21 protein-coding genes are annotated in these 22786 nt (G+C 42.9%); 13 read left to right on the plus strand and 8 right to left on the minus strand.

Annotation, left to right across the window (positions count from 1 at the left end; all coding sequences use genetic code 11):
* Positions 1 to 93: 93 nt before the first annotated feature.
* Positions 94 to 1347 carry a glutamine-hydrolyzing carbamoyl-phosphate synthase small subunit gene (gene carA, locus ACZ2XM_RS02150; RefSeq protein ID WP_490588547.1) on the minus strand — a complete coding sequence of 418 codons (1254 nt, stop codon included), beginning with the start codon at positions 1345 to 1347 and terminating at the stop codon, positions 94 to 96.
* Between the two features lie 311 nt (positions 1348 to 1658).
* Entirely contained in the window at positions 1659 to 2210 is a 552-nt protein-coding gene (locus ACZ2XM_RS02155; protein WP_490588469.1) for a phosphatase PAP2 family protein, read from the minus strand.
* Positions 2211 to 2518: 308 nt separating this feature from the next.
* Between ACZ2XM_RS02155 and ACZ2XM_RS02160 the strand changes: the two genes are divergently transcribed.
* Positions 2519 to 3055 (plus strand): gamma carbonic anhydrase family protein, encoded by a 537-nt coding sequence (locus ACZ2XM_RS02160; RefSeq protein ID WP_201497378.1) that lies wholly within the window; start codon positions 2519 to 2521, stop codon positions 3053 to 3055.
* A gap of 77 nt (positions 3056 to 3132) precedes the next feature.
* Here the strand turns inward: ACZ2XM_RS02160 and ACZ2XM_RS02165 are convergent, their stop codons facing one another.
* Positions 3133 to 3813 (minus strand): hypothetical protein, encoded by a 681-nt coding sequence (locus ACZ2XM_RS02165; RefSeq protein WP_490588468.1) that lies wholly within the window; start codon positions 3811 to 3813, stop codon positions 3133 to 3135.
* Between the two features lie 128 nt (positions 3814 to 3941).
* Here ACZ2XM_RS02165 and ACZ2XM_RS02170 point away from each other — a divergent pair, with 128 nt between their 5' ends.
* Both ACZ2XM_RS02170 and prfB read left to right on the plus strand, forming a co-directional pair.
* Positions 3942 to 4667 (plus strand): HAD family hydrolase, encoded by a 726-nt coding sequence (locus tag ACZ2XM_RS02170; RefSeq protein ID WP_490588467.1) that lies wholly within the window; start codon positions 3942 to 3944, stop codon positions 4665 to 4667.
* A gap of 589 nt (positions 4668 to 5256) precedes the next feature.
* Positions 5257 to 6352 (plus strand): peptide chain release factor 2 gene (gene prfB, locus ACZ2XM_RS02175; RefSeq protein WP_490588466.1). Its coding sequence is split into 2 segments (ribosomal slippage): positions 5257 to 5328 and positions 5330 to 6352, totalling 1095 coding nucleotides; the frame shifts between segments, so codons are not numbered across the junction.
* Positions 6353 to 6474: 122 nt separating this feature from the next.
* Here prfB and ACZ2XM_RS02180 read toward each other — a convergent pair.
* Positions 6475 to 7158, minus strand: a complete 684-nt coding sequence (locus ACZ2XM_RS02180) for a hypothetical protein (RefSeq protein WP_490588465.1) — start codon at positions 7156 to 7158, stop codon at positions 6475 to 6477.
* A gap of 113 nt (positions 7159 to 7271) precedes the next feature.
* Between ACZ2XM_RS02180 and ACZ2XM_RS02185 the strand changes: the two genes are divergently transcribed.
* Both ACZ2XM_RS02185 and ACZ2XM_RS02190 read left to right on the plus strand, forming a co-directional pair.
* The gene (locus tag ACZ2XM_RS02185; protein WP_490588464.1) at positions 7272 to 7919 is read left to right on the plus strand and encodes a DJ-1/PfpI family protein; all 648 of its coding nucleotides are present in this window, start codon (positions 7272 to 7274) and stop codon (positions 7917 to 7919) included.
* A gap of 585 nt (positions 7920 to 8504) precedes the next feature.
* Positions 8505 to 8996 carry a hypothetical protein gene (locus ACZ2XM_RS02190; protein WP_490588463.1) on the plus strand — a complete coding sequence of 164 codons (492 nt, stop codon included), beginning with the start codon at positions 8505 to 8507 and terminating at the stop codon, positions 8994 to 8996.
* A gap of 108 nt (positions 8997 to 9104) precedes the next feature.
* Here the strand turns inward: ACZ2XM_RS02190 and ACZ2XM_RS02195 are convergent, their stop codons facing one another.
* Both ACZ2XM_RS02195 and ACZ2XM_RS02200 read right to left on the minus strand, forming a co-directional pair.
* Positions 9105 to 9572 (minus strand): MaoC/PaaZ C-terminal domain-containing protein, encoded by a 468-nt coding sequence (locus ACZ2XM_RS02195; RefSeq protein WP_490588462.1) that lies wholly within the window; start codon positions 9570 to 9572, stop codon positions 9105 to 9107.
* Between the two features lie 295 nt (positions 9573 to 9867).
* Positions 9868 to 10833 (minus strand): WG repeat-containing protein, encoded by a 966-nt coding sequence (locus ACZ2XM_RS02200; RefSeq protein ID WP_490588461.1) that lies wholly within the window; start codon positions 10831 to 10833, stop codon positions 9868 to 9870.
* Positions 10834 to 11152: 319 nt separating this feature from the next.
* Here ACZ2XM_RS02200 and ACZ2XM_RS02205 point away from each other — a divergent pair, with 319 nt between their 5' ends.
* The 5 genes from ACZ2XM_RS02205 to ACZ2XM_RS02225 all read left to right on the plus strand — a co-directional run bounded on the left by ACZ2XM_RS02205 (position 11153) and on the right by ACZ2XM_RS02225 (position 18770).
* Positions 11153 to 14254 (plus strand): type I restriction endonuclease subunit R, encoded by a 3102-nt coding sequence (locus ACZ2XM_RS02205; RefSeq protein WP_490588460.1) that lies wholly within the window; start codon positions 11153 to 11155, stop codon positions 14252 to 14254.
* Positions 14248 to 15882, plus strand: coding sequence for an HsdM family class I SAM-dependent methyltransferase (locus ACZ2XM_RS02210; RefSeq protein WP_490588459.1), 1635 nt, complete (start codon positions 14248 to 14250; stop codon positions 15880 to 15882). Before ACZ2XM_RS02205 ends, ACZ2XM_RS02210 begins: the two co-directional genes overlap by 7 nt.
* Complete coding sequence (locus ACZ2XM_RS02215) at positions 15875 to 17107, plus strand: restriction endonuclease subunit S (protein WP_490588458.1); 1233 nt, start codon at positions 15875 to 15877, stop codon at positions 17105 to 17107. Before ACZ2XM_RS02210 ends, ACZ2XM_RS02215 begins: the two co-directional genes overlap by 8 nt.
* 43 nt (positions 17108 to 17150) lie before the next feature.
* Entirely contained in the window at positions 17151 to 18077 is a 927-nt protein-coding gene (locus ACZ2XM_RS02220) for a hypothetical protein (RefSeq protein ID WP_490588457.1), read from the plus strand.
* A 189-nt stretch (positions 18078 to 18266) separates the two neighbouring features.
* On the plus strand, positions 18267 to 18770 hold the full coding sequence (locus ACZ2XM_RS02225) for a hypothetical protein (protein ID WP_490588456.1): 504 nt from the start codon (positions 18267 to 18269) through the stop codon (positions 18768 to 18770).
* A 51-nt stretch (positions 18771 to 18821) separates the two neighbouring features.
* On the opposite strand, the gene ACZ2XM_RS02230 is transcribed toward ACZ2XM_RS02225, so the two are convergent.
* Both ACZ2XM_RS02230 and ACZ2XM_RS02235 read right to left on the minus strand, forming a co-directional pair.
* A complete protein-coding gene (locus ACZ2XM_RS02230) occupies positions 18822 to 19205 on the minus strand; it encodes a single-stranded DNA-binding protein (RefSeq protein WP_201497368.1) in 384 nt (127 codons plus the stop codon).
* A gap of 10 nt (positions 19206 to 19215) precedes the next feature.
* Entirely contained in the window at positions 19216 to 19863 is a 648-nt protein-coding gene (locus tag ACZ2XM_RS02235) for a hypothetical protein (protein ID WP_490588455.1), read from the minus strand.
* A 314-nt stretch (positions 19864 to 20177) separates the two neighbouring features.
* Between ACZ2XM_RS02235 and ACZ2XM_RS02240 the strand changes: the two genes are divergently transcribed.
* The 3 genes from ACZ2XM_RS02240 (at position 20178) to cobS (ending at position 22733) form a co-directional block, all read left to right on the plus strand.
* Positions 20178 to 20696, plus strand: a complete 519-nt coding sequence (locus ACZ2XM_RS02240) for a hypothetical protein (protein ID WP_490588454.1) — start codon at positions 20178 to 20180, stop codon at positions 20694 to 20696.
* A 100-nt stretch (positions 20697 to 20796) separates the two neighbouring features.
* Positions 20797 to 21870, plus strand: coding sequence for a nicotinate-nucleotide--dimethylbenzimidazole phosphoribosyltransferase (gene cobT, locus ACZ2XM_RS02245; RefSeq protein WP_490588453.1), 1074 nt, complete (start codon positions 20797 to 20799; stop codon positions 21868 to 21870).
* The gene (gene cobS / locus ACZ2XM_RS02250; protein WP_490598315.1) at positions 21870 to 22733 is read left to right on the plus strand and encodes an adenosylcobinamide-GDP ribazoletransferase; all 864 of its coding nucleotides are present in this window, start codon (positions 21870 to 21872) and stop codon (positions 22731 to 22733) included. Before cobT ends, cobS begins: the two co-directional genes overlap by 1 nt.
* Positions 22734 to 22786: the final 53 nt, after the last annotated feature.

Below are 22786 nucleotides of genomic sequence, written 5' to 3' on the forward strand. Positions count from 1 at the left end.
GCCCAGTATCTAAAGCGCAAGTTAGACATTAAGCTGTCGCAATAAGCCGCTTAATGGTAGCGCTAAAGACAAGCGGAATAAAACGTAGGGTTTCTAAGCTTTTGCAGCAGCCATCATGTCAATAAAGCGATCAAACAGTGGCGCACAGTCATGCGGGCCAGGGCTGGCTTCAGGGTGACCTTGGAAGCTAAATACTGGCTTATTGGTCAGCTCGATACCTTGGTTTGAACCGTCAAATAATGAGCGATGCGTCACGCGTACATTATCAGGTAGGGTCGCTTCATCCACCGCGAAACCATGGTTTTGACTGGTGATCATGACGATGCCTTTATCCAAGTCTTGTACCGGATGGTTGGCACCGTGGTGACCAAATTTCATCTTAACGGTGTTGGCACCGCTGGCAAGACCAACCAACTGATGACCTAAGCAGATACCGAAAGTCGGAATGTCTGTCTCTTCAATCACGTGACGAACCGCATCGATGGCATAAGTACAAGCGGCTGGATCGCCAGGGCCATTCGATAAGAAAATGCCGTCTGGGTTTTGCGCGAGTACGTCAGCGATAGGGGTCTCAGCAGGCACCACGGTCACTTTACAGCCACGGTCAACTAACATACGTAAGATATTGGTCTTCGTACCAAAGTCATAAGCGACGACATTGTATTTTTGCTCGATGTGGTTGCCCAATTCTTTAAAGTAGCCGCCAGTTTTGCTGTTGGCACTGCTCTCGCTATCACGATTCAATAGGGTGTCAGCTAATTCCCAAGTGCCTGCAGTCCAAGTGTAGCCTTCTGGATGGCAGCACTCTTTGGCTAGGTCCATACCGGTTAAGCCGGCAAAGCCTTGTGCTAATTTGATGGCTTTTTGCTCGTCTTCACTGCTCAAGCTCGCGCCCGCTGCTGCCGTTAAAATACAGCCGCTTTGTGCGCCAGTCTCACGCAGGATACGGGTTAGTCTACGGGTATCGATTTCAGCGATAGCTACCGTGTCATGATTCTTTAAATAGTCTGATAAAGATTCGCTATTACGGAAATTTGAGGTGACCATAGTTGCGTCACGAATGATGAGGCCTTCTGCCCAAACTTGATGACGCTCAACCACGTTGCCCGACTCGCTGTCTTCATTATTGGTACCCGTATTGCCGATATGCGGGTAGGTGAGGGTGACGAGCTGTTTGGCGTAGCTGGGGTCGGTGAGGATCTCTTGATAGCCGGTCATCGCAGTATTAAATACGACCTCGCCGACGCGGTGCCCTAAAGCACCGATGCTGATACCACGAAAGATAGTGCCATCTGCCAATGCTAAAATTGCTGCTGTCTCTTCGCTCGCTACTGCTGGTGATGCCACTGTATTCAAGGTTGCCTCCGCTCGTTTATAAGATGCTTTTTCGCTCTGTGATGCCAAAAATTGGCCACAAAAAAGCGAGAAGACATTATTGATAGCAATTACGAAACAGACTAAGTTGCATAAGTCGTAGTTCGTAAAAGTATCATGTCCGCTCGCTTTGGCACAGATTTTGCGCATTATATATAATAAACCCACTAATAGCCACCCGTTTTTGTAGGGTAATGGCTATAAGCTACATTATAGCGGTAAGGGCATCGTGCTATAGCTCACTCTATAATATCTAGTTCGTTCAATAAGTTATGGTTAAGTTATTAATACTGATAATGCACGGTTAACCCATAATAGTCAGGGGATAAGGTGGTGGCGATATATAATTGCTCATCATAGCTAGTCGTTAAATACCTACTACTAGCAATACCTAGCGCTGCGCCCGCTCGCACATCGGTCAAATCATGCCTGTCTGCCTCAACTCGGCTATAAGCGACAAAACCGGCTCCTACATAGGCGGGAATACTATATTCTAATCCATAACGTTTATGAATAAAGCTAGCTCCTTGAAAGGCTAACGAGGTATGCCCGGATGGAAAAGATTGATTATCACTGCCATCGGGTTGCTCTTTATCCACAGTAGACTTCAACGCATAAGTCGTAACAAGATTCGCTGCAAATGAGTGGTAAAACTGCTGCCGCCCAGCTTTATCCTCCATATAATAGGTACTACCGTAGGCAATCGCCGGTATGGTCATGGCAACGATGTCTCCGGCTCTTTCGATATCAGAAGTATTACCTGCATAGGCGGGGCTCGCTATAAATAGACTGCTAGACAACAAAATTATAGAAGCATGTCTTTTGCCATTCATCATTTTATTCCTAAAGACGTTTTACTAAAGATATATTTTTTAGAGCCAAGTTTTTTAGAGATGGTTTTAATATTGAAGGCATTTTTAGCGAAATTGTGTCGCAAGGCAAGTGTACTATAAACGCTATAGCGCGCATTATATTAAATGCAATGCAACAAATGACCTATAGAGAAGGTATGGCAAATATCCTCTGTAAAATGCTAGATTAACTGATTGAAAGTATTGTTGAATTTAAAGTGCAGTGGCTCTTAAAGAAGCTTAACTATTCCAGCCCAATATTCCCCGCCAGACTACTATGTTAAGGACGATTTATGATATTTCAGTATTTAGACAAAACGCCGAGCTTTGCCAGCCCTTTTAAAGGATGGGTAGCGGACACCGCCCGGGTCATCGGTGATGTGTATCTAGGCCATCAAGCCAGCGTTTGGTTTGGCGCTGTGATTCGGGGGGATAATGAAAATATCCATATCGGGGACTATAGTAATGTGCAAGAAAATGCAGTGATTCATACGGATGCTGGTATTGAAGTCAAGATTGGCAACTACGTAACGATTGGGCATCTGGCCATGTTGCACGGCTGTGAGGTAGGCGACAACAGTCTGATTGGGATTGGCGCGGTCATTCTTAATAATGCCAAAATTGGTAAAAACTGCATCATTGGCGCTAAGGCACTGGTGACAGAAGGGAAAGAAATTCCGGATAACTCTTTAGTGATGGGTGCGCCGGCCAAAGTGGTGAAGACTTTAACTGATGAGCAAGTCCAGTTCCTTAAATTATCAGCCGTCCATTATGCGGAACGCTGTCAAAAATTCCGTACGGGGCTGATGCTAGTCGAAATGCCCGAGTAACACTAAAAAGGAAGTAATAGTAGAGGTTGAAGGTTGGTACAGGGAGAAAGATGATTGAGAGCTATCTTATATCGCTTTTATTTGAGTGCGGTGTAGGCCAAAGCTATGACGGCTAGCAACACAGTGCCCTTAATCAGACCGCGATTAATATCTTGCTGTAGCACCTTAGGATCGAGGTAGGGCAGTCTAATACGCCCATTGCGATAACTAGTATTGCTATCGACATCGGTCAGGCACATGGCAAAGGTACCAATCATAGCCCCTATGACGAAAGCGAAAGGGGAGAAGAGCCAAAAGACGCTGTGATCGGCCCCTAAAATGAAAAGGGATCGTCCTATCGCCACGATTATGTCGAGCAACATTCCCACTAGACCATAGACCACTGCGGTAATAACCGCATAGACGATACGAGCAAGAATAGAGGCGCGCGGCTTTTGCGTGGTTCTGGCCATCCTTGAGTATCTAGGCCGCCGGCGAGGGATATCTGCAGAGCTGCGCTGTTGTGCTTTGATATCGAAGTCGTCTATATTGTCATTATCTAGAGTAAAGTCGTCTGCATCTAAAGCCTCTTGGGTCAGACTGTCATCAGCAAAAGCATCGTTTAAACTTTCCAAGAGCGTATCGTCTGTGAGTTCCGTGGTGCGCTGTGAATAAGACTTAGTCATCGGGGTATTATGCTCTGCTAACTGAGGTTGGAAGGTAGGCGACTCTGGGCGCGACGACTTTGCATCGTGAGAAGTAGGGCGAGGCGATAGCATGATAATATGGCGTCCCAAAAAGTAAGGCTATTTGCAGGGCAATAAGAGCGCAGTAAGTACACCATGCTAACAGATTAGTATTTTTAAATTACCATATAACTAAATATAATTCAGTAGGAAAATGCTTTATGCAAGATTCAGTTACCGAAAAATCAAATCCAGAAAATCCCACTAATATTAGCAAAGAATTGGCGCTTTTTGATCTCGACCACACTCTGTTAGATGTCGATAGCGACTATCTATGGGGTGAGTATATCGTCAAGCATGGCTTGGTCGATGAGGCGCAGTACCAAACGGCCAATCAGAGATTCTATGAAGAGTATATCGCAGGTACTTTAGATGCCACAGAATACAATGAGTTTGTCGCGGACTTTTTGACCACCCAACCGATGGAGCGGTTACATGAGCTGCGTGAGCACTATATCCAGACTGAGATTGCGCCGCATATCCGCCCCAAGGCTTTAAGCGCCCTTAAGCATCATTTAGAAGCCGGTCACGACGTAGTAATTATCTCTGCTACTAATGACTTTGTAGTCTCTGCTATTGCGCAGCGTTTTGGTATCGAGGCCGCATACGTGTTGGCAACGCCACTAGAGATTCAGGACAACCGTTATACGGGTAAATTGACGGATAAGCCTAACTTTCAGGGTGGTAAGATTTATCATTTAGAGAAATGGGTCGCGAATCAAGAAGCGCAAGGCATTACTTATAGTAAGACTTATGGCTATTCGGACTCCAAAAATGACCTGCCTTTATTAGAGTGGGCGGATGTGCCAATTTGTGTGACGCCAGATGATACTTTGCATGCTCATGCTTTGGCTCATCGTTGGGCTGTTGAGGATTGGGGTATTTAGGTTTATTTCTAAACGGCTTAACCCCGAACCCCCTCCTGACCTCCCCCTAAAAACAGGGGGAGAAACATTCTTCATAAGTATTGCGTTTGCTTTGAAGCCCTTCCTTGGTTTGGGTGGGGTCTTGTTAGTTAGTAATATAAAGAGCAAGCAAATCCCCCCGACCCCCTTTAAAAAAGGGGGTGAACAAAGCTCCACGCTTTATAAGATTGTGCGTAGGGTGCGCCCCGCGCACCAATTAATATCACGATATAGAAGGTGCGTGGAACGCACCCTACAATTCTTCTTTATTAATAAGTAACGCTTTTGCTCTAAAGCCGTTTATCGGTTAGGGTGAGATTTAGATAGGGCACGATGCCGTAGCGTGGGTGCTAACCCACGGAAAAATCATAACCCCATCCTATCCTTCTCTTAAAGACAGGGGAAGGGACACACTTTATAAGTATCGCTGTTGCTGTGAAGTCCTCCCTTGGCTAGGGGAGGATTTAGGTGGGGTTATCTTTAACAGCAATGTATTACCATCAATACGGAAATCCCCTAACTTATTTGTTAAAATACCCCCAATTTCAGCCAAACGGTTACAGGAACCTCAATGGAAATCAATCAGTACCAAGAGCAAATCAAAGACCTAAGCGCACGCGCAACTGACCTTCGGGGGTATCTTTGACTTCGACGGTAAGTCAGAGCGCCTAGAGGAAGTCAACCTCGAGATGGAAGGTCCCGAATTGTGGAATGACCCCGAGCGAGCGACCAAAATTAGCAAAGAAAAGAGCCAATTAGATGGCGTGATTAATACTATCGTGGATTTAGAGGCGACCTTAGAAGACGCCGCCGCGATGTTAGAGTTGGCGGTTGAAGCAGAAGATGAGAGCCTGCTGACCGAGGTGCAGAGCGAATTGAACGCTGCTCAGGCTCAGGTCGAAGACCTTGAGTTTAAGCGCATGTTTAATGGAGAAATGGACCCTAATAATTGCTACCTCGATATCCAATCGGGCAGTGGCGGTACCGAAGCGCAAGATTGGGCAGAGATGCTGCTGCGCATGTATACGCGCTGGTGTGACGCACATGGTTTTAATGCCGAGGCTATCGAAGTCTCTTCGGGTAGCGTCGCTGGTATCAAGTCAGCCACCCTCTATATTAAAGGTGATTATGCCTTTGGCTGGCTACGGACTGAGACCGGTGTTCATCGTCTCGTGCGCAAGTCGCCTTTCGATAGTAATAATGGCCGTCATACTTCTTTTGCTGCGGTATTCGTGTCGCCAGAGATTGATGATGATATCGAAATCGACATCGATCCTTCAGATCTGCGCATCGACACCTACCGCTCAAGTGGGGCGGGTGGTCAGCACGTGAACACTACAGATTCTGCGGTACGTATTACCCATGAGCCCACCAATATCGTGGTAACTTGTCAGAATGAGCGCAGTCAGCATGGCAACAAAGCTACTGCAATGAAGATGCTACGTGCCAAATTGTATGAGCTAGAGATGCAAAAACGCATGGAGAAACAGCAAGCCGTCGAAGACAATAAATCCGACGTCGGTTGGGGCAGTCAGATTCGCTCTTATGTGCTGGATGACTCTCGCATTAAGGATTTACGCACAGGCGTAGAAACCTTCAATACTGGTGCGGTGCTCGATGGTGACCTCGATCAGTTTATCGAGGCTAGCTTGAAGGCAGGGTTATAATTTAATCCGTCATTCTTGCTATAAAACGGCGGTGTCCATATTGAAAATGGGATGCCGCTTTTTTTTGCCTGATTTCTAGGAAAAGTACGTTCTGCACTCTATTTAAAAAACTACCCCTCAACTTATTCAAAAAATACCTTCCGCAGTCCATCAAAAGCAGTAGATAGGTTAACGTTCTGCAGCAAAGTAGCGGCAGACTTTTCCAAGTTGCGTTCTTGCCAGTCAATATCAGAGTCAGGAATCAAGCAAACTGTCTTTACTTTATCCAAATATATATCCTTAGCGTCTATCGTAAACACCGCTTCTTCCTCGCATTTAATAGACTGGCCAATCTCATTACTGAAAATAAAGCCATCCGGCACAGCGCTAACTTCAGCACCACTAACATACTCTAAGCCTAAATCCGTAATGATAGGATTGCCATGGCCCGAGATATCAGCAATTAATTTATAGTCAGCGTTGATATTACCGCCATTAGTGGCACAAAGTTCAGTGAGCTCAGCGGTCGGTCTCACTACGAGAACGTTATCTTTGAGTTGGTCTCGATTTAAATCGGTGTTGATGGCGCTATCAATCAGCAATAGGGTCGAGAGTCGTAAGGATGACAGGGTGGTAAAACTTTCGTCTTTAATCTGACAGTCTGAGGCTAAGATGCTGGCGCTTATCGTATTAATAGGTCGTATTTGAGTTGTTGTCGCTACTGCAGGGGGGGCAGGCGCGTTGACTTTACCAAGGGTAGTGTCACTAATCACTCCACAAGAGGTCAGCAATAATAAACAGGGCAGAATAGCTAGGTATCTACGCATAAGCACTCTTAAGATGAATGGGGGTAAAGTAAAGCAGGGTTGTAGCTAGCTGATTATAGTGCAATACTCAGGTCATTACGGCACCGTTAATTTACTCAAATAAGGGGATAGCGATGACTACGAACGAGACGATGCAACCGACACAGACCCCAAAAAAGACCGTCGGTATCCTGATATTTAATGAAGTCGAAGTGTTGGATTTTGCTGGCCCCTTTGAGGTGTTTTCTCTAGCAGACGGGGGCTCAGAGAATAAAGAGGCAGACAAAGTCTTTAACGTCGTCACTATTGCCCAATACCCAACCCCTATATTTGCAAGGAATGGCCTGCAAGTCGTGCCCGATTATCACTTTGGCAATCATCCCGAATTGGATGTGTTAGTCGTACCAGGTGGTTACGGTGCGCAGTTTATTGCCCTGCATAATCCTGAAGTGATTACTTGGATATTGGCTCAGGCGCAACAAGTCGAGCTCACTTTAAGTGTGTGTACTGGGGCATTTTTATTGGCGCAGGCTGGGCTACTCGATGGCAAGTCGGCGACCACACATTGGCAAAAAATAGCTACCCTCACGCAGCAATTTCCGGCGATAGAGGTGCAAAGTAATGTCCGTTATGTCGATGCTAGCGACGCTGAGATGAATTTGGTCACTGCCGCAGGGATTAGTGCGGGTATTGAGGCCAGTCTGTATTGCGTGTCCAAACTGACTAGCCCTGCTATAGCGAACGCATCCGCCAAACGTATGGAGTATGATTTTCAAATTTAAACATGTTTAACGAATTGGCTAAAGTAAAGTGTGATATGTGTCTGCTATCATCACCAGTCAGCACGCATATTCAGCAATTAAGCGCTCGCAAAGCAATAAATCATCTAGGAAAGTAATCCCCCATGGACCAAAAAACAGAAGAGCGTAAACGATCTAAACTCCCAATTAAACACTTTCTTATCAGTCTGATAATCGGTTTATATACCCTGTATCTAATAGATTATCGTTGGGGCAGTTATGGCTCTACTAGCGACTTCCTAGTTCCCCCTATATTTACCCAATCTAATCTACTGTTTAGCCTGTGGTTTGTCCCCTTTATGCTAATGTATTTCGTGTCTTTGAGAAAGGTGTCTAAGGCTATTTTGAATCGCGGCGAGTAACGTTGACTGATAAACGTCTATTGAATCCGTCATGTTTTATGCTAATGGTAGATAAATTCAACAATATTTAGTTCGTTTGCGACATTAGATGTCGTAAGTTGGGTTTAACGTATTGCTAAGTCTTAAATAGTCGAATAAAATCTGCTGAATAGCGAAAGATAATTTAACTATTGATATCATGACATTACAGGGATGACAGGCGATTATGAAAAAGACTTTGATGATAGTGGGCGTGGCTTTATTAGGACAAGCAGCTATGGGTAATACGGCCAATGCTGCGACCGATATGACGGCTTACTTTAAACCGATGCTGGCAGGCTGTGATTATCCAATCATGAGTGAAGGGATACCGGCTAAATATAAAGCCGCTGTAGCCAATAAAAAAGTTAAAGGCAACTCTGAGACTGACAGCGAGGTGTATACGACTTATACTTTTAAGAATGCCACAGCTTTTGGGCAGCCACTATTAAAGGCTGAGTATCTGCAAGGGATGGAATGGGGTGGGTTAAAGCTGTATTTTAAAGATACTAAGTTTATGACTTTGCGTCCGCAATTCAAAACACCAAAACTTGAAGGCAATTTAAAAGTCGTTAAGAATAATGCTTTGGGATATGAAGTGAATGGTGAGTCGTATACTGTTCTCGAATTTAACAAGACTAAGAAAACTATTAGCTGTGATGCAGGTTATGGTGGTTAACTCTATCTGTTATACATAGACTGATATTTAGGTCATAGCAAAGAGCCCTGCAACAGCAGGGCTTTTTTTTATGGTCAGCGATAACAGCTAAGATCACTCATGAGCAGTCTAATCATTCGTTTGCACATAAACCGAGATGGTTAATACCAAGACTTTCTCGTCCTTTTGATTGACCAATTCACCAGCGTAACTGATTAGCGCGCGTTTGCGTTCAGGCTCAGAGTGGATATCGGTCACGGTCAGCGAGCCGGTCAAAGTATCGTCTGGATACACCGGGCGACGGAACTGTAAGTCTTTAATCCCCGCACCCCCAATTACCTTTATATTCTGCGAAAAACTCTGGATAGACAGGCGCTGAAACACCGCCATAGTCTGGATGCCACTGGCGATAATCCCGCCAAAGAAGCCTTCGGTCGCGGCGCGCTCAGGATCGGTATGAAAAAACTGTGGGTCCCATTGTTCAGCAAAGCTAATAATCTCCTCCAAAGTGAGGGTATAGCTGCCAAGTTGGTTGCGGTCGCCTACGTTAAAGCCTTCGATTTTTAAGTCTTCCGTGGCTGCATTATTAGTGGTCATAGTGTTTTTCTCTTATTTAAAGTATGGCGGTCGTTATAAATAATTTGCGAGGACATCCTATCTTCGCAAGGGGTGCCAGTACTAGACAGTCTAGTAGAGAATCGATACATAATGAACCGTTTAAGTGCAAATGGTAATGGCGTTCTAGTGTGGGGGTTAGATAGGCAGGCAATCGCAAAAAAGCCCCGCAATCAATGCAGGGCTATTTTTAAGGTATATAGGCTTATGAAGTCTTAAGAATAAAGGCACTGCTTAATAAATAAACTTATCAATAAATACTGATTAAAGACTCAGCTTAGTCACAAGTCACTTTTTTAGCGGCCTTATTAATACAAACATACTCATCATTCTGTGACCCAATAATAGCTTGGCCATCAACGAAATTAAAATGATCCGCTGCCATGTAATTTACGCTTAATCTTTGTACGTTTTTATCTGCATATTGGAAAGGAATTACGGTTTTATTAGCACCATCGATAAAGCCCCATTTGCCATTCTTTAGCACGCCCGCTAAGCCTTCTCTGAAGGGTCGTGCATCGTCATAAATAAAAGGTACAGCAACTTTACCCGTCTTAGTGATAAAGCCCCATTTCTTGCCCTTAGCGACACTTACTAGACCTTCGGTAAATCCGTAGTATCCACCAAAGTTACCGTTGATGTAGTCGTATTGCGGTGCTATTACTTCTTTACCATTAAGGTTTATAAAGCCCCATTTACCAGCTTTCGACTCTACTGCTGCCATCCCTTCGCTAAATTCATCAATATAATCATATTTATTATTGAACGGTAAGATGACTTTATTAGCCGTGTCGATAATGCCAAATTTACCATTTTTACGAACGATAATTCGTCCATCCATGACGCTATTAGCCCAAGTTTCATCGTATTTGTCATCAGGGTCTTGTAGGTCATCATAGATTGTTGGAACTACTAATTTTCCTTGAGTCGTCATGTAGCCGACTTTGCCATTCTTCTGTACCGCAAAGTAGCCACTCTGCATACTCCACTGATCTACATTTTCATATCCCTTTAAATTTGCGAGAACTTTGCCTTGTTTATTAATAAGGGCTTGCGGTTGGTAATCTTTATTATGAGCAACAAAGAGATGGTTATCGTCAGTACAGTACACTTCTGCATAGCTTGTTTTAGGAGGTTTGCATTCGTAATCATAGGCTTGAGCAGGGAGCGCAATACTGGTTAATGCGATAGCAGTGGTAAGGGGAAGTAGGCGGGCTAGGCTGGCAAGAGGGGTAACTTTCATAATGGTCATGTCCTTATAATGACGAGCAGGCTCAGTAAAAACAATTTTAAATAATTAAATCAATATATTGCATTGAATAACGCCCTCTTAAATTATTATGAAACCCTACTTTTGTCAATAAAAATCCAAGATTGCTAACTTGCTATACTTGAGCCCTAAGGATTTCTATGAGATAGGCTTTAATATCTAGGCATTAAGCTATATTATCAATATAAATTAACAGAGTTAACGACACTAAATGTCGTGCATCATCCTTCTGATATAGACTTCCTAATTTATCTACTCTACTATCCATTGCGATTTAAGTGAGCTAAGCACCATGAGCTTTAACGAAGATTCCCGTGTCAAAATCCCGACTATCTTACACTTGATGAAATTAGGGTATCAGTACTTATCTCTTAAAGGTGCTAAGTGGGATATCGAAACTAATATCTTCCCTGACTTATTCCGCGATGCGATGCTGCGTATCAACAATGGCATGAAAGAAGAGGATGTTAAGCGCTTATTTGAAGATGTAAAACTTCTCTTGGACAACGAAGACTTGGGCAGGGCTTTCTTTGAAAAATTGACAGAACGTTCAGGGACAAGGCTAATCGACTTTGAAGATTTCAATAATAATAGTTTTCATGTGGTTACAGAGCTGCCCTGTAAGAATGGCGATGAGGAGTTCCGTCCTGATATCACGCTGCTTATCAATGGTATGCCTTTAGTTTTTATAGAAGTCAAAAAGCCTAATAACCGAGACGGTATTATCGCTGAGCGCGATCGTATTAATAAACGCTTTAGTAATACCAGGTTCAGGCGCTTTATAAACATCACTCAGTTTATGATCTTCTCTAATAATATGCCTTATGAGGATGGAGATCCTGAACCCATTCAAGGGGCGTTTTACGCCAGCACTTCTTATAACAAGCCTATCTTCAACTACTTCCGTGAAGAAGAGACGTTTAATTATACTTCGTTATTAAAACCACTGACTGAGACTGATGAGCTAAGTGTATTAAAAGATAATAATTTAACCGTTATCCGTAATAGTCCAGAGTTCCAGACCAATACTGCTGTAGAGAAACCTACCAACTATATTTGCACATCGTTAGTGAGTCGAGAGCGCTTAGCGTTTGTTTTACAGTATGCCTTAGTATATGTCCAAGAGAGCAAAGGGCTAGAGAAGCATATCATGCGTTATCCGCAGATATTCGCGACTAAGGCGATTGCGGACAAACTAAATGAGGGTATCAAAAAAGGTATCATTTGGCACACTCAAGGCAGTGGGAAGACGGCGTTAGCTTTTTATAATGTACGTTTTTTGACGGATTACTTCCAAAAACGTCAGATTATTCCTAAGTTTTATTTTATTGTCGATAGATTGGATCTACTACAACAGGCTCAACGAGAATTTACGGCCCGTAACCTACGAGTTCGTACGGTTAATTCACGAGATGAGTTCGCTCGGGATATCAAGGCGACCCAGGTCATCCATAATCACTCAGGTGAGCTTGAAATCACTGTAGTTAACATCCAAAAATTTAAAGATGACCCAGATGTTGTATCGACAAAAGATTATAACCTCGACATTCAGCGAGTATATTTTTTAGACGAGGTGCATCGTAGCTATAATCCAAAAGGCAGCTTTTTGGCAAACTTAACCCAATCTGATAATAATGCTATCAAGATTGGTCTGACTGGGACACCGTTACTGGGCGATGACTATAACTCTCGAGCGTTATTCGGTGATTATATTCATAAATACTATTACAACGCCTCCATTGCCGATGGCTATACCTTACGCTTAATTCGTGAGCAGATTAATACCAAGTATAAAATGAAGCTAGAGGAAGCTTTAGCTGAAGTTGAAGTGCTGATGGGTCAAGTAGACCGCAAGGAGATTTATTCGCACCCAAATTTCGTAGCTCCTATGCTCAAATATATTATCGATGATTTTGAAAAGAGTCGCGCCGCGTTGAATGATACTAGTATTGGTGGGATGGTCATTTGTGATAGCTCCGAGCAAGCACGGCAGATGTATAAAATCTTTAATAATGTCTATGCGCCAAAATCTGAGACAACGATGGATATTGAGCAGTTAGAACAAACTACTGAGTCAAAGTCTGACGACTATATTGAGTCATTAAAACAACGAGTCAAAGTAAAGTCCGCTAAACTTATTTTGCATGATAACGGCACTAAAGAAGAGCGCAAAGAGTGGGTAGAAGACTTTAAGGCGGGTAAAGTCGATATTTTGTTTGTCTATAACATGCTATTGACGGGCTTTGATGCCAAACGACTAAAAAAGCTTTATCTTGGTCGTGTCATCCGTACGCATAACTTACTGCAGGCCCTAACCCGTGTAAATCGCGCTTATAAGAGCTTTAGGTATGGCTACGTCGTCGATTTTGCAGATATTCGCAAAGAGTTTGAAGCGACTAATAAAGCCTATTTTAAAGAGTTGCAATCAGAGCTTGGTGATGAGATAGAGCATTACTCCAATCTGTTTAAATCAGAAGAAGAAATTAATAAAGAAATTGAACAAATCAAAGACGTGCTATTTCGCTTTGAAACCAACAATATGGAAGTATTCTGCGACCAAATTAGTCAAATGCAAGATAGGGAGGCAGTATTAACGCTGAAAAAAGCGCTTGGCGATGCTAGGGGCTTATACAACTTAATTCGTCTGCAAGGCTATTATGACCTTTTAGAAACCCTCGATTTTGGCAAGCTAAGCATCTTGTATCGTGAGACCAGCAATCATCTAGACCTGCTTAACACTAGAAAAAATCTTCAAGAAGGGTCTAATACTAGTAATTTACTCAACCAAGCCTTAGAGGATGTAATCTTTAAGTTCACAAAAATAGGTGAAGAAGAGTTAGTACTGGCGGATAAACTCAAAAATACTTTGCGTAAAACTCGTGAAGCTTTGGCGGGTAACTTTGATCAAAAAGACCCAGAGTTTATTAAATTAAAAGAAGAGCTAGAGCGAATATTTAAACATAGAAATCTTAGTGAAGTCTCACAGAGTGAGATGACTGCTAACATTGATGAGCTTGCAAAAGTGTATCAGCGTATCAAAGAACTCAACCGCATGAATGAACAAATACGACAAAAATATGATGGTGACACAAAGTACGCGCGTATTCATAAGCGGCTTGTAGAGCGCCAGCAACATGGGGATATTAACGCTAAAGAGTTCAGTATCCACGAGGCTTTGATGGCGGTGAAGCGAGATGCTGACGAAAAGGTGCTCAATAACCGTCAGATTATCGATAATGAAAGCTACTTTGAAGGTCAGATGATGCCGACCGTCATTAGTCGCTTCATGAAGGACCATAAGATTAAATTAAAACCTGATAGCTCGCGCTATATCAATAAGTTAGTCGTCTCAGAATATATTAATGAATACCACACTGGAGCCCGTACATGGTAGAGCTTGAATTTAAGATAAAAACCCAAGAGTTAATTGATAGCCTAAAGAGCATTTGTGCCAATTATGGACTAGGCAATGATGGGAATGAGTTCAAGATCATCACGCAAATATTTCTCTATAAATTTTTGAATGATAAGTTTGCCTATGAAGCAAAAAAGATAGATGAGGATTTAGCGAAAGTAGACCACTGGGAAGAGGCACTCAGTAACATGAGTGAGGAAGAGTTTGAGATGCTGCAACTGCAAATGAATGCAGATACTGCTAGATTGCAACCTCATCACTTTATAAGTTATCTGTTTAGTCAACAAAATACCCCTGAGTTTGCCAAGCTATTCGATGACACATTGATAGATATTGCTGCAACCAATAATGAAATCTTTGCGGTAAAAACCGACAGTGGCTCTAAAGTCGTCTTGTTTGATCGTATTAGCCGCTTTATCGCTGATGAGTCTAAGCGAGATGATTTTTGCCGTGCCGTAATTAATAAGTTAGTGGCGTTTAGCTTTGAGCGCATCTTTACCCAGAAGTTTGATTTCTACGCCAATATCTTCGAGTACTTGATTAAAGACTATAACAGTAACTCAGGCGGCAAGTATGCAGAGTACTTTACCCCTCATGCTGTCGCACGCATTATGGCAGAGATCCTCGTACCGAAAGCAGTACGCGGTAAAGTTAAGGATGTCACCTGCTACGACCCTTCGGCAGGGTCAGGCACTTTGCTCATGAATATCGCGCATGCCATTGGTGAAGACCGCTGTAGCATTTATACCCAAGATATTTCGCAAAAGTCCTCTAGTTTATTACGCTTAAATTTAATCTTAAATAATCTCGTGCACTCTATTCCTAATGTAGTTCAGGGTAATACTGTACTGCATCCTTACCATAAAGAAGGGGAGGAGCTTAGGAAGTTTGACTACATCGTCTCCAATCCACCATTTAAGCTAGATTTCAGTGACTTTCATGCTGATCTCAATAGTAAAGAAAACAAAGAGCGCTTCTTTGCAGGTATTCCTAAGATTAAGCCTAAAAGCAAAGATAAGATGGAGATCTATCAGCTGTTCTTACAGCACATTATTCATTCGCTCAAAAAAGGCGGCAAAGCGGCTATTGTTGTACCCACAGGTTTTATTACTGCTCAATCAGGTATCGATAAAAAGATTCGCCAGCGATTAGTCGAAGACAAGATGCTGGCGGGCGTGGTGTCTATGCCATCAAATATCTTTGCGACGACCGGTACAAACGTCTCTATTATCTTCATCGATGACAGTAATGATGGCGATGTAGTGTTAGTCGATGCGTCTAACTTGGGCACAAAGATCAAAGATGGCAAGAATCAAAAGACGGTATTAAGCGCTGAAGAAGAAAAGCAAATTATCGATGTCTTTAATGATAAGCAGCAAGTTGATGAGCTTTCAGTGACGGTCAGCTATGAAGACATTAAGAAGAAAAACTATAGCTTAAGTGCGGGCCAGTATTTTGAAGTAAAAATAGAGTACACAGACATTACACCTCAAGAGTTCTCTGAAAAGATGAAGGGATTTACTAGTACTTTGGAAAACTTGTTTAAAGAGTCACATGAGTTGGAAGCTGAGATTAAAAAGCAGTTGGTGAGGTTAAATTATGAGTAAGTTTCCTATATCAAATTTGAAAGGTAAAGTGCAAATAAAGCATGGTTTTCCATTTAAAAGTGAGTTTTTTACTAATCAAGAAACTGATTATATTGTTCTAACGCCGGGTAATTTTTATGAAGAAGGCGGCTTTAAACGACAGAAAGGCAAAGAAAAGTTTTATTCAGGAGAAATACCTAAAGAATATTTACATAAAAAAAATGATTTAATCGTTGCAATGACGGAGCAAGCTGAAGGTTTGCTCGGTAGTTGTGCTCGTATTCCTGAGTCTGATGTTTATTTACATAATCAGCGATTAGGTCTGGTTACTACCGACTCTAAATATATAATCAAAGAGTACTTCTACCATCTTTTTAAGACTAAAACAGTTCGTGAGCAGATTCGTCTTACTTCCTCTGGATCTAAAGTAAAGCATACTTCACCAGAGCGAATATGTGCTGTAAAAGTTCCATTGCCCACTGTTGATGAGCAAAAACGCATTACACTATTACTAGACTTTTTAGAAGATAAAATAAATTTAAATAATCGTATCAATGCTGAGCTTGAAGCAATGGCCAAGACGTTATACGACTACTGGTTTGTTCAGTTTGATTTCCCTGATGCCGATGGTAAGCCTTACAAAACATCTGGCGGTAAGATGGTGTATAACGAGACTCTTAAACGTGAAATACCTGAGGAATGGGAACAATCAGTACTTGACGACATTATAGTAATTCACGATTCAAAAAGAGTGCCTTTATCAGGAAGGCAGCGAGAAAAAATGCAAGGGAAAATACCTTATTATGGGGCAACGTCCATTATGGATTATGTCAATGATTATATATTTGATGGTGAGTATGTGCTTTTAGCTGAAGATGGCTCAGTGATAGACCCTGAGGGCTTTCCTATTCTTCAATTTATTAGTGGCAAAGTTTGGGTTAATAATCATGCTCATGTGTTAGAAGCTACTAAGGGCTTTTCAAATGCTCTTCTTTATCAAGTTTTGAAAAATATTCCTGTGATAAATATGATGAGCGGGTCAATCCAAAAAAAAGTCAATCAAAATAATTTAAAGAATACACCCATTATTATTCCTCCTATAGAAATATTAGCTACTATAAACCCAATAATGGAAAATATTTATTTAGAAGTTATCGTTAAAGAAAGGCAGAGCAAGCAATTGAGTGAACTTAGAGACTGGCTACTCCCGATGCTAATGAATGGTCAGGTGACGGTTAAGACGTAATTAAGTCTAATGAACAATTTATATAATAAATAAGAGAGTCATAATGTTTAGAGAGCTCCATAATCATGTAAATAATGCGGTAGCAGATAAGTTTGAACAATATATTAATTTTTTTAGGGCTGTTTCGGCTTCTTCTGGTTATAGATATTTACAGGCAGAAGGAAGTGACTTTAAGCTTAACTCGAGTGAATTGACTCTAGTTTTTAGTCTACAAGAAGCGTTTAGTCGCGTAAGAGTAGAGGGTGACGACTATCTAATTTCTGAAATTAATAGATTATTATTAGAGCTGTTAGAACTCAACATCTCCATATTTAGGTGCGATTATCTATTCGTTCAAGCGCTTATAAGGTTCTTACATGATGTTTTAAGAAGCCTTACGGATACAGGTCGGGAAGATTTAGACCTGAATGTAGCTCTCGCTGGTACTGCTCAGCTATCATTGGACTTAGCAGCAAGTTATGAAAAGCTCGGTACAAGTTATAAAGACGTTGAGCGTAAAGAGGACTGGTTTGACACTTATATAAAAGAGCGTAATGAAAAACTATTTGATCTTTTATCTGGCGTCAGTGATTTCGCTACCTTAAGCTCTAGGGATGACTTCATTGAACAAACGGTTAGGGTTATTAAGTCAGAGTATAGAAGTGTTGAAGCATTAGATGACGAGTTCAAAAATTTATTTGAGTACTTTGGCATCCTTAATTATCATGGCAACGATCATTCAATGTATCAGACAGCTATCGATGAATTAGAGTCCAGAATATATCGTGCTTTAGATGATTTATCCTTACCTGATTTAGTAGTTGCTATGAGTGACGATATTGATAGTGTTATTAACGAAGATGGATCAGAAGATATCGACAGTTGGGATAAATTTAGACACTTTATTACGTCGAGTGACGAGTATGATGATCTTGTTAAAGAGATAAAAAACGACTTTTTAAGAAGTGTGCCTGAATATTTTCCTGACTAATACAATACCTAAATATTTAATATCTGATTAACCAAAAGCCCCGCAATTGCAGGGCTTTTTTTATGGGTATAAGGCGTGGCCGTAGCAAATAACGCAGAAACCACTTAAGCCGCTATTAATCAACAACAAAGGTGCTAATATAAAAAGTGGAGCACAGGCAAATAGCTTAAGTTTTAGGAGAAGGCCACTATGAAAAACACTCTGATAGTCTTAAGCATCGCCTTACTGGGTCAAACCGCTATCGCCCAAGCAGCCCAATCCACAACAGATATGACGCCTTACTTTCAACCTATGATGACGGGATGCACGCTGCCTGATACAGATGCAGCAATACCTAAGCAGTATCACGACGTCATCGTTGGCGTAGTAGGGGAGAATTATTCAGACGGCGCGTCATTACTCATGCTCACTACCTACAGCTTAGAGGGTGCTACCGTATTTGGCTATCCATTAGAAAAGTTTGAATATGCAGAAGAGTCGGGTTGGGTTAATTTGAAACTATACTTTATGGACAGCAAGTTTATGGCGTTAAGACCGCAGTTTCAATTGCCGGTTAATCAAGACAACGCTGCGAAATTCAGCGTCAAGGCAAATAATAATCTGGGTTATAAAGTGACGGAATCGGGCGTCACTACGCTTGAGTTTAATAGCGAAGAAAACAGTATTGCTTGCACCTTAGCAACAACGGAATAAATTTGCTGGGGTCAAACGCGGCAATCCCCACTGAAGAAACTATAAAAGCAACTAGAAAGCCAACGTATCATCCAAAGGAATCTGTACCTTAGTTCTGCCACCACTGACCACTTGCCACGAGGCGACTCTCACCTCTACGATCTCTCGGCGCATGCCTAAACCATCTTTAATAAATCTAGGCTGTAGCCGTCCCGTTAACTCTATATGCGTGCCGCTTTTGCACTCATCGACAAACTCCTGTGCCGACTCTCCCCACACCACGCAGCGGTGCCAATCTTGAATCTTTTGTGTGCGGCTTTCATCATCCACCCAAGCGGTTAGGGTCGCCAGATTAAAGCGGCAAAATACCTTGCCATCGGGGGCAGTTTTTAGCACGGGGGGATAGCCAAGGTGCCCTGCCAACATCACTCGATTGACGTACAAACTATCCTTCATATCGCCTTCCTTAAAATACGCTGCGGACGAGGTGGGAGACATCGCGACGGTAGCGCAGATTGATCATCTCTGGACTCTCGGGCAAAGGGTCGGTATGGCTGACTTGACCCAAAATATCGGCGGCTGATAAGCGCAATTCGCCGGTGCTAAGCGACAGTTGCAAAAAGTGCTCGTGCATTAACCGGCAGTACAGCATGATTTTTTTGATATCGCCACCCAATGCGGTAGATAAAGGATGGCGGAGACTGATAGGGTCGTACATACACGGGTAGTACTCGACCACGACGCTCTCCTCTAAAGGGATGCCGAGCTTGGTCAAATAGTCAGGGGTGGCCTCAATCAAGAGAAGATCTAAAGAGTTGGTATAGACGGTCAGATAAAACATAAAATGCTGATAACCATCAGAGTCTAGGATAGCTTGTGTCTCTGCATCGTATTGATAGTTAGGGTCAGGGGAATTCTGACTATTTATATCAGATATTTTGCAAAAGAAGCTCTCTAGGGCAGGCGGTAAGCGAAAAGGAAAAGATAGGAAGCACTCCGCTAAATCTATAGTTCTATGAAAAATAGCGACATCGATAGGCAGGGTAGGACGCACAGCCAAGCGAAAGGGTAGCGGCGGCACCTTTTGCTCAAAGAACTCTTCGATAGTCAGCATCTCTACTCCCTTATATGTGGCTATTTTTATGATTAACGCACCCTCATTAGTGTGACAAATCAGCACGGTTGAAACAAGCCATGCTAGCGTTAAGACGACACATAATGACGCTTGCAATAACGGGCTATAAATAAGCGCTTACTTTATAGAGTGAAATGGCATGCTTACTAGATAAGTCATTATTTATAGAGAATAATTTGCTACTATGACTAGCAAGATACGGAGTAAAAATATCCGCCTTAATGCTGCTGATAATCTGCCTGTTAAGGTGACTTTGACTACTTCTCCACTGACTTGTTTTAGGAATAATAGCTATGCAGAATAAATGGATTATTATAGCGGTGGCTTTATTGGGGCAAGCGGTGGTGAGTAACACAACTGCGGCTACGATAGGAACAACGAAGGCGAATAAGACGACCGATTGGACCCCGTATTTCAAGTCCATGCTGGCAGGCTGCGATTATCCTTATCCGGTTGAAGACCCACTGACCCAATACAAAGCCTCCATCGTCAAAAAAAATACCAAGGGCGATTACTCCGTCGATGAAGAGGGCGAAATCACCACTTATACTTTGAAGAATGCTAGGGTATTTGGTCAGCCATTGCTGAAGTTTGACTACGTACAAGGCTATGAGTGGAGCCAGATGAATTTGTATTTTACAGATACTAAGTTTATGGCGTTACGACCAAAGTTTAAATTGCCTGAGCTGATAGAAGGCTATTCTGATGTGGGTAAAAATACCGCAACCGGTTATGAGGTCGCGCAAGGCGGCTATGTTGAGTTGACCTTTGATAAGGCCGCAAAAACCATCACTTGCGAGTCGGGTGTTTAATAGCTTTAACGCTAAATTATCATTTTTTAAATTTCCCTAATTTTTCTCCGCCTCCTTTGCTTAAAGGGGGATGGGTTCATTGTTATGATAGGACTGTCCTTTGACCAACTTTACTGCACCATCCATCCCTACGATAGACAATCCCGCTCTACAGCAACAACTTCAGCAAATCCTTGATAATAAAACCAAACCTTTTGGTGCGTTAGGGCGCTTAGAGTCGCTAGCATTGCAAATTGGTATGATTCAAGGCACGACTAGTCCGCAGATTGAGCAGCCGCAGATTCGGGTATTTGCTGCCGATCATGGGCTAACGCAGCATGGCACTTCCGCCTATCCAAGTGCGGTCACGGCACAGATGGTACTGAATTTCTTACAAGGTAGGGCAGCGATTAATGTCTTGGCACGCCAGCATAATATCGAGCTTAAAGTGGTGGATGCTGGGGTCGCTACGGACTTTACTAGCCATCCGCAACTGCTCGATTATAAGGTGCGTCATGGCAGTCGCGATGCCTTAACTGAAGCGGCGATGAGTACTGAAGAATGCGTGTTGGCGTTACAGCATGGTATGACGATTGCGGAGCAACTTGAGGGTAATTTGCTAATCGCTGGCGAGATGGGTATTGGCAATACTTCGGCGGCGAGTTTGTTGCTGGCTAGACTGGGTAACGTACCGATTGCGGATTGTATTGGTCGCGGGACGGGATTAGATGATGCGGGCTTGCAGCATAAAACGGCTATCTTAAGCCAAGTGCTAGTGCGTCATAGTGAGGCAACTTCACCGCTAGCCGCATTGGGAGCATTGGGTGGGTTAGAGATAGCTATGATGACTGGTGCTTTTATTCAGTCAGCAAGCGAGCGACATATCCTACTGATTGATGGCTTTATTGCCAGTGTGGCTTTATTGGTCGCTGAGCGTTTGGCGCCAGGTGTGCGTCAGTTTGCTATCTTTGCCCATCATTCGGTCGAGCCGGGTCATGCGCATCTGTTGCAGTTACTAGACGCTAAGCCGTTATTAGATTGGCAAATGCGTTTGGGTGAGGGCAGTGGTGCGGCGTTGGCCTATCCGTTATTACAGTCGGCGTGCGCTATCTTAAATGAGATGGCGAGCTTTAGTGACGCTGGGGTGAGCGAGGCGAGTGCGAAAGAGAGCGTTGATGCTGACGTGAAACCTTAATGGGCACTTCTAAGCTTCCTAATTCGAGTTCTACAAATTCTAACCCTGCCGCTACTTTGCTAGGGCGATTGCGCCATGAAGGGATATTACTTTTAGTGGCCATGCAGTTTTTAACGCGGCTGCCCATTCCAGAGTTAAAAAACTATCAGCCACAGTGGCTGCACCAAAGCAGTCGTCATTTTCCGGCAGTGGGCTTATTAATTGGCATACTGTGTGCTGGCGTGTTTTGGCTCGGTAGCAGTCTGTTTACCCCGTTAGTCGGGGCGGTGATAAGTACCGCATTTGGGATTAAGCTTACCGGTGCTTTTCACGAAGATGGGCTTGCGGATACTTGCGATGGTTTGGGCGGCGGTCTGACTCGTGAGCGCACCCTGACCATTATGAAAGATTCGCGATTAGGCACTTATGGCACGCTAGGACTGGTGTCGGCGTTATTATTAAAAGTGACTTTACTAGCCGCTATGCCACTCTACGTTGCTATCGTTGCACTGATTGTTGGCCATACCGCCTCGCGCTTATGTTGTATTAGCCTAATTGCGTTGTTGCCTTATGGTGGTGAAATCGAACATGCGAAAGCCAAACCGATGGCGCAACAATTGACTGCACGGCAGGGGCTATTTGCTAGTAGTTGGTTGCTGTTTGCGGTCATCGTAGTTTGGATGGTATTCCCACAAACCGTATGGCAAATCACTCTGGGAAATTGGGTATTAGCAATAGTATTGGCTTTAGTCGCAACTGACTATATGCGCCGGCTGCTAAAACGTCGCCTTGATGGCTATACCGGAGATGGATTGGGCGCTACTCAACAGTTGAGTGAAGTGGCTATTTATATGGGATTGGCGGCTACCTTACCTATTCTTTAAATTTATTCATTCACTATATTCGCCTAAGCTATACCGATTTATTTAAATAACGC

It is taken from the genome of Psychrobacter sp. CoH-33_TS_01, assembly GCF_058189395.1.

What these genes read in the sequence shown, in the direction of transcription:
- ACZ2XM_RS02185 (WP_490588464.1), top strand. Translation starts at nt 7,272, where the DNA reads ATGACTACGAACGAGACGATGCAACCGACACAGACCCCAAAAAAGACC.
- ACZ2XM_RS02195 (WP_490588462.1), bottom strand. Translation starts at nt 9,572, where the DNA reads ATGACCACTAATAATGCAGCCACGGAAGACTTAAAAATCGAAGGCTTT.
- ACZ2XM_RS02160 (WP_201497378.1), top strand. Translation starts at nt 2,519, where the DNA reads ATGATATTTCAGTATTTAGACAAAACGCCGAGCTTTGCCAGCCCTTTT.
- ACZ2XM_RS02180 (WP_490588465.1), bottom strand. Translation starts at nt 7,158, where the DNA reads ATGCGTAGATACCTAGCTATTCTGCCCTGTTTATTATTGCTGACCTCT.
- ACZ2XM_RS02235 (WP_490588455.1), bottom strand. Translation starts at nt 19,863, where the DNA reads ATGCTGACTATCGAAGAGTTCTTTGAGCAAAAGGTGCCGCCGCTACCC.
- cobS (WP_490598315.1), top strand. Translation starts at nt 21,870, where the DNA reads ATGGGCACTTCTAAGCTTCCTAATTCGAGTTCTACAAATTCTAACCCT.
- ACZ2XM_RS02210 (WP_490588459.1), top strand. Translation starts at nt 14,248, where the DNA reads ATGGTAGAGCTTGAATTTAAGATAAAAACCCAAGAGTTAATTGATAGC.
- ACZ2XM_RS02200 (WP_490588461.1), bottom strand. Translation starts at nt 10,833, where the DNA reads ATGAAAGTTACCCCTCTTGCCAGCCTAGCCCGCCTACTTCCCCTTACC.
- ACZ2XM_RS02220 (WP_490588457.1), top strand. Translation starts at nt 17,151, where the DNA reads ATGTTTAGAGAGCTCCATAATCATGTAAATAATGCGGTAGCAGATAAG.
- ACZ2XM_RS02205 (WP_490588460.1), top strand. Translation starts at nt 11,153, where the DNA reads ATGAGCTTTAACGAAGATTCCCGTGTCAAAATCCCGACTATCTTACAC.
- ACZ2XM_RS02170 (WP_490588467.1), top strand. Translation starts at nt 3,942, where the DNA reads ATGCAAGATTCAGTTACCGAAAAATCAAATCCAGAAAATCCCACTAAT.
- ACZ2XM_RS02190 (WP_490588463.1), top strand. Translation starts at nt 8,505, where the DNA reads ATGAAAAAGACTTTGATGATAGTGGGCGTGGCTTTATTAGGACAAGCA.
- ACZ2XM_RS02225 (WP_490588456.1), top strand. Translation starts at nt 18,267, where the DNA reads ATGAAAAACACTCTGATAGTCTTAAGCATCGCCTTACTGGGTCAAACC.
- ACZ2XM_RS02165 (WP_490588468.1), bottom strand. Translation starts at nt 3,813, where the DNA reads ATGCTATCGCCTCGCCCTACTTCTCACGATGCAAAGTCGTCGCGCCCA.
- ACZ2XM_RS02155 (WP_490588469.1), bottom strand. Translation starts at nt 2,210, where the DNA reads ATGATGAATGGCAAAAGACATGCTTCTATAATTTTGTTGTCTAGCAGT.
- ACZ2XM_RS02215 (WP_490588458.1), top strand. Translation starts at nt 15,875, where the DNA reads ATGAGTAAGTTTCCTATATCAAATTTGAAAGGTAAAGTGCAAATAAAG.
- ACZ2XM_RS02230 (WP_201497368.1), bottom strand. Translation starts at nt 19,205, where the DNA reads ATGAAGGATAGTTTGTACGTCAATCGAGTGATGTTGGCAGGGCACCTT.
- ACZ2XM_RS02240 (WP_490588454.1), top strand. Translation starts at nt 20,178, where the DNA reads ATGCAGAATAAATGGATTATTATAGCGGTGGCTTTATTGGGGCAAGCG.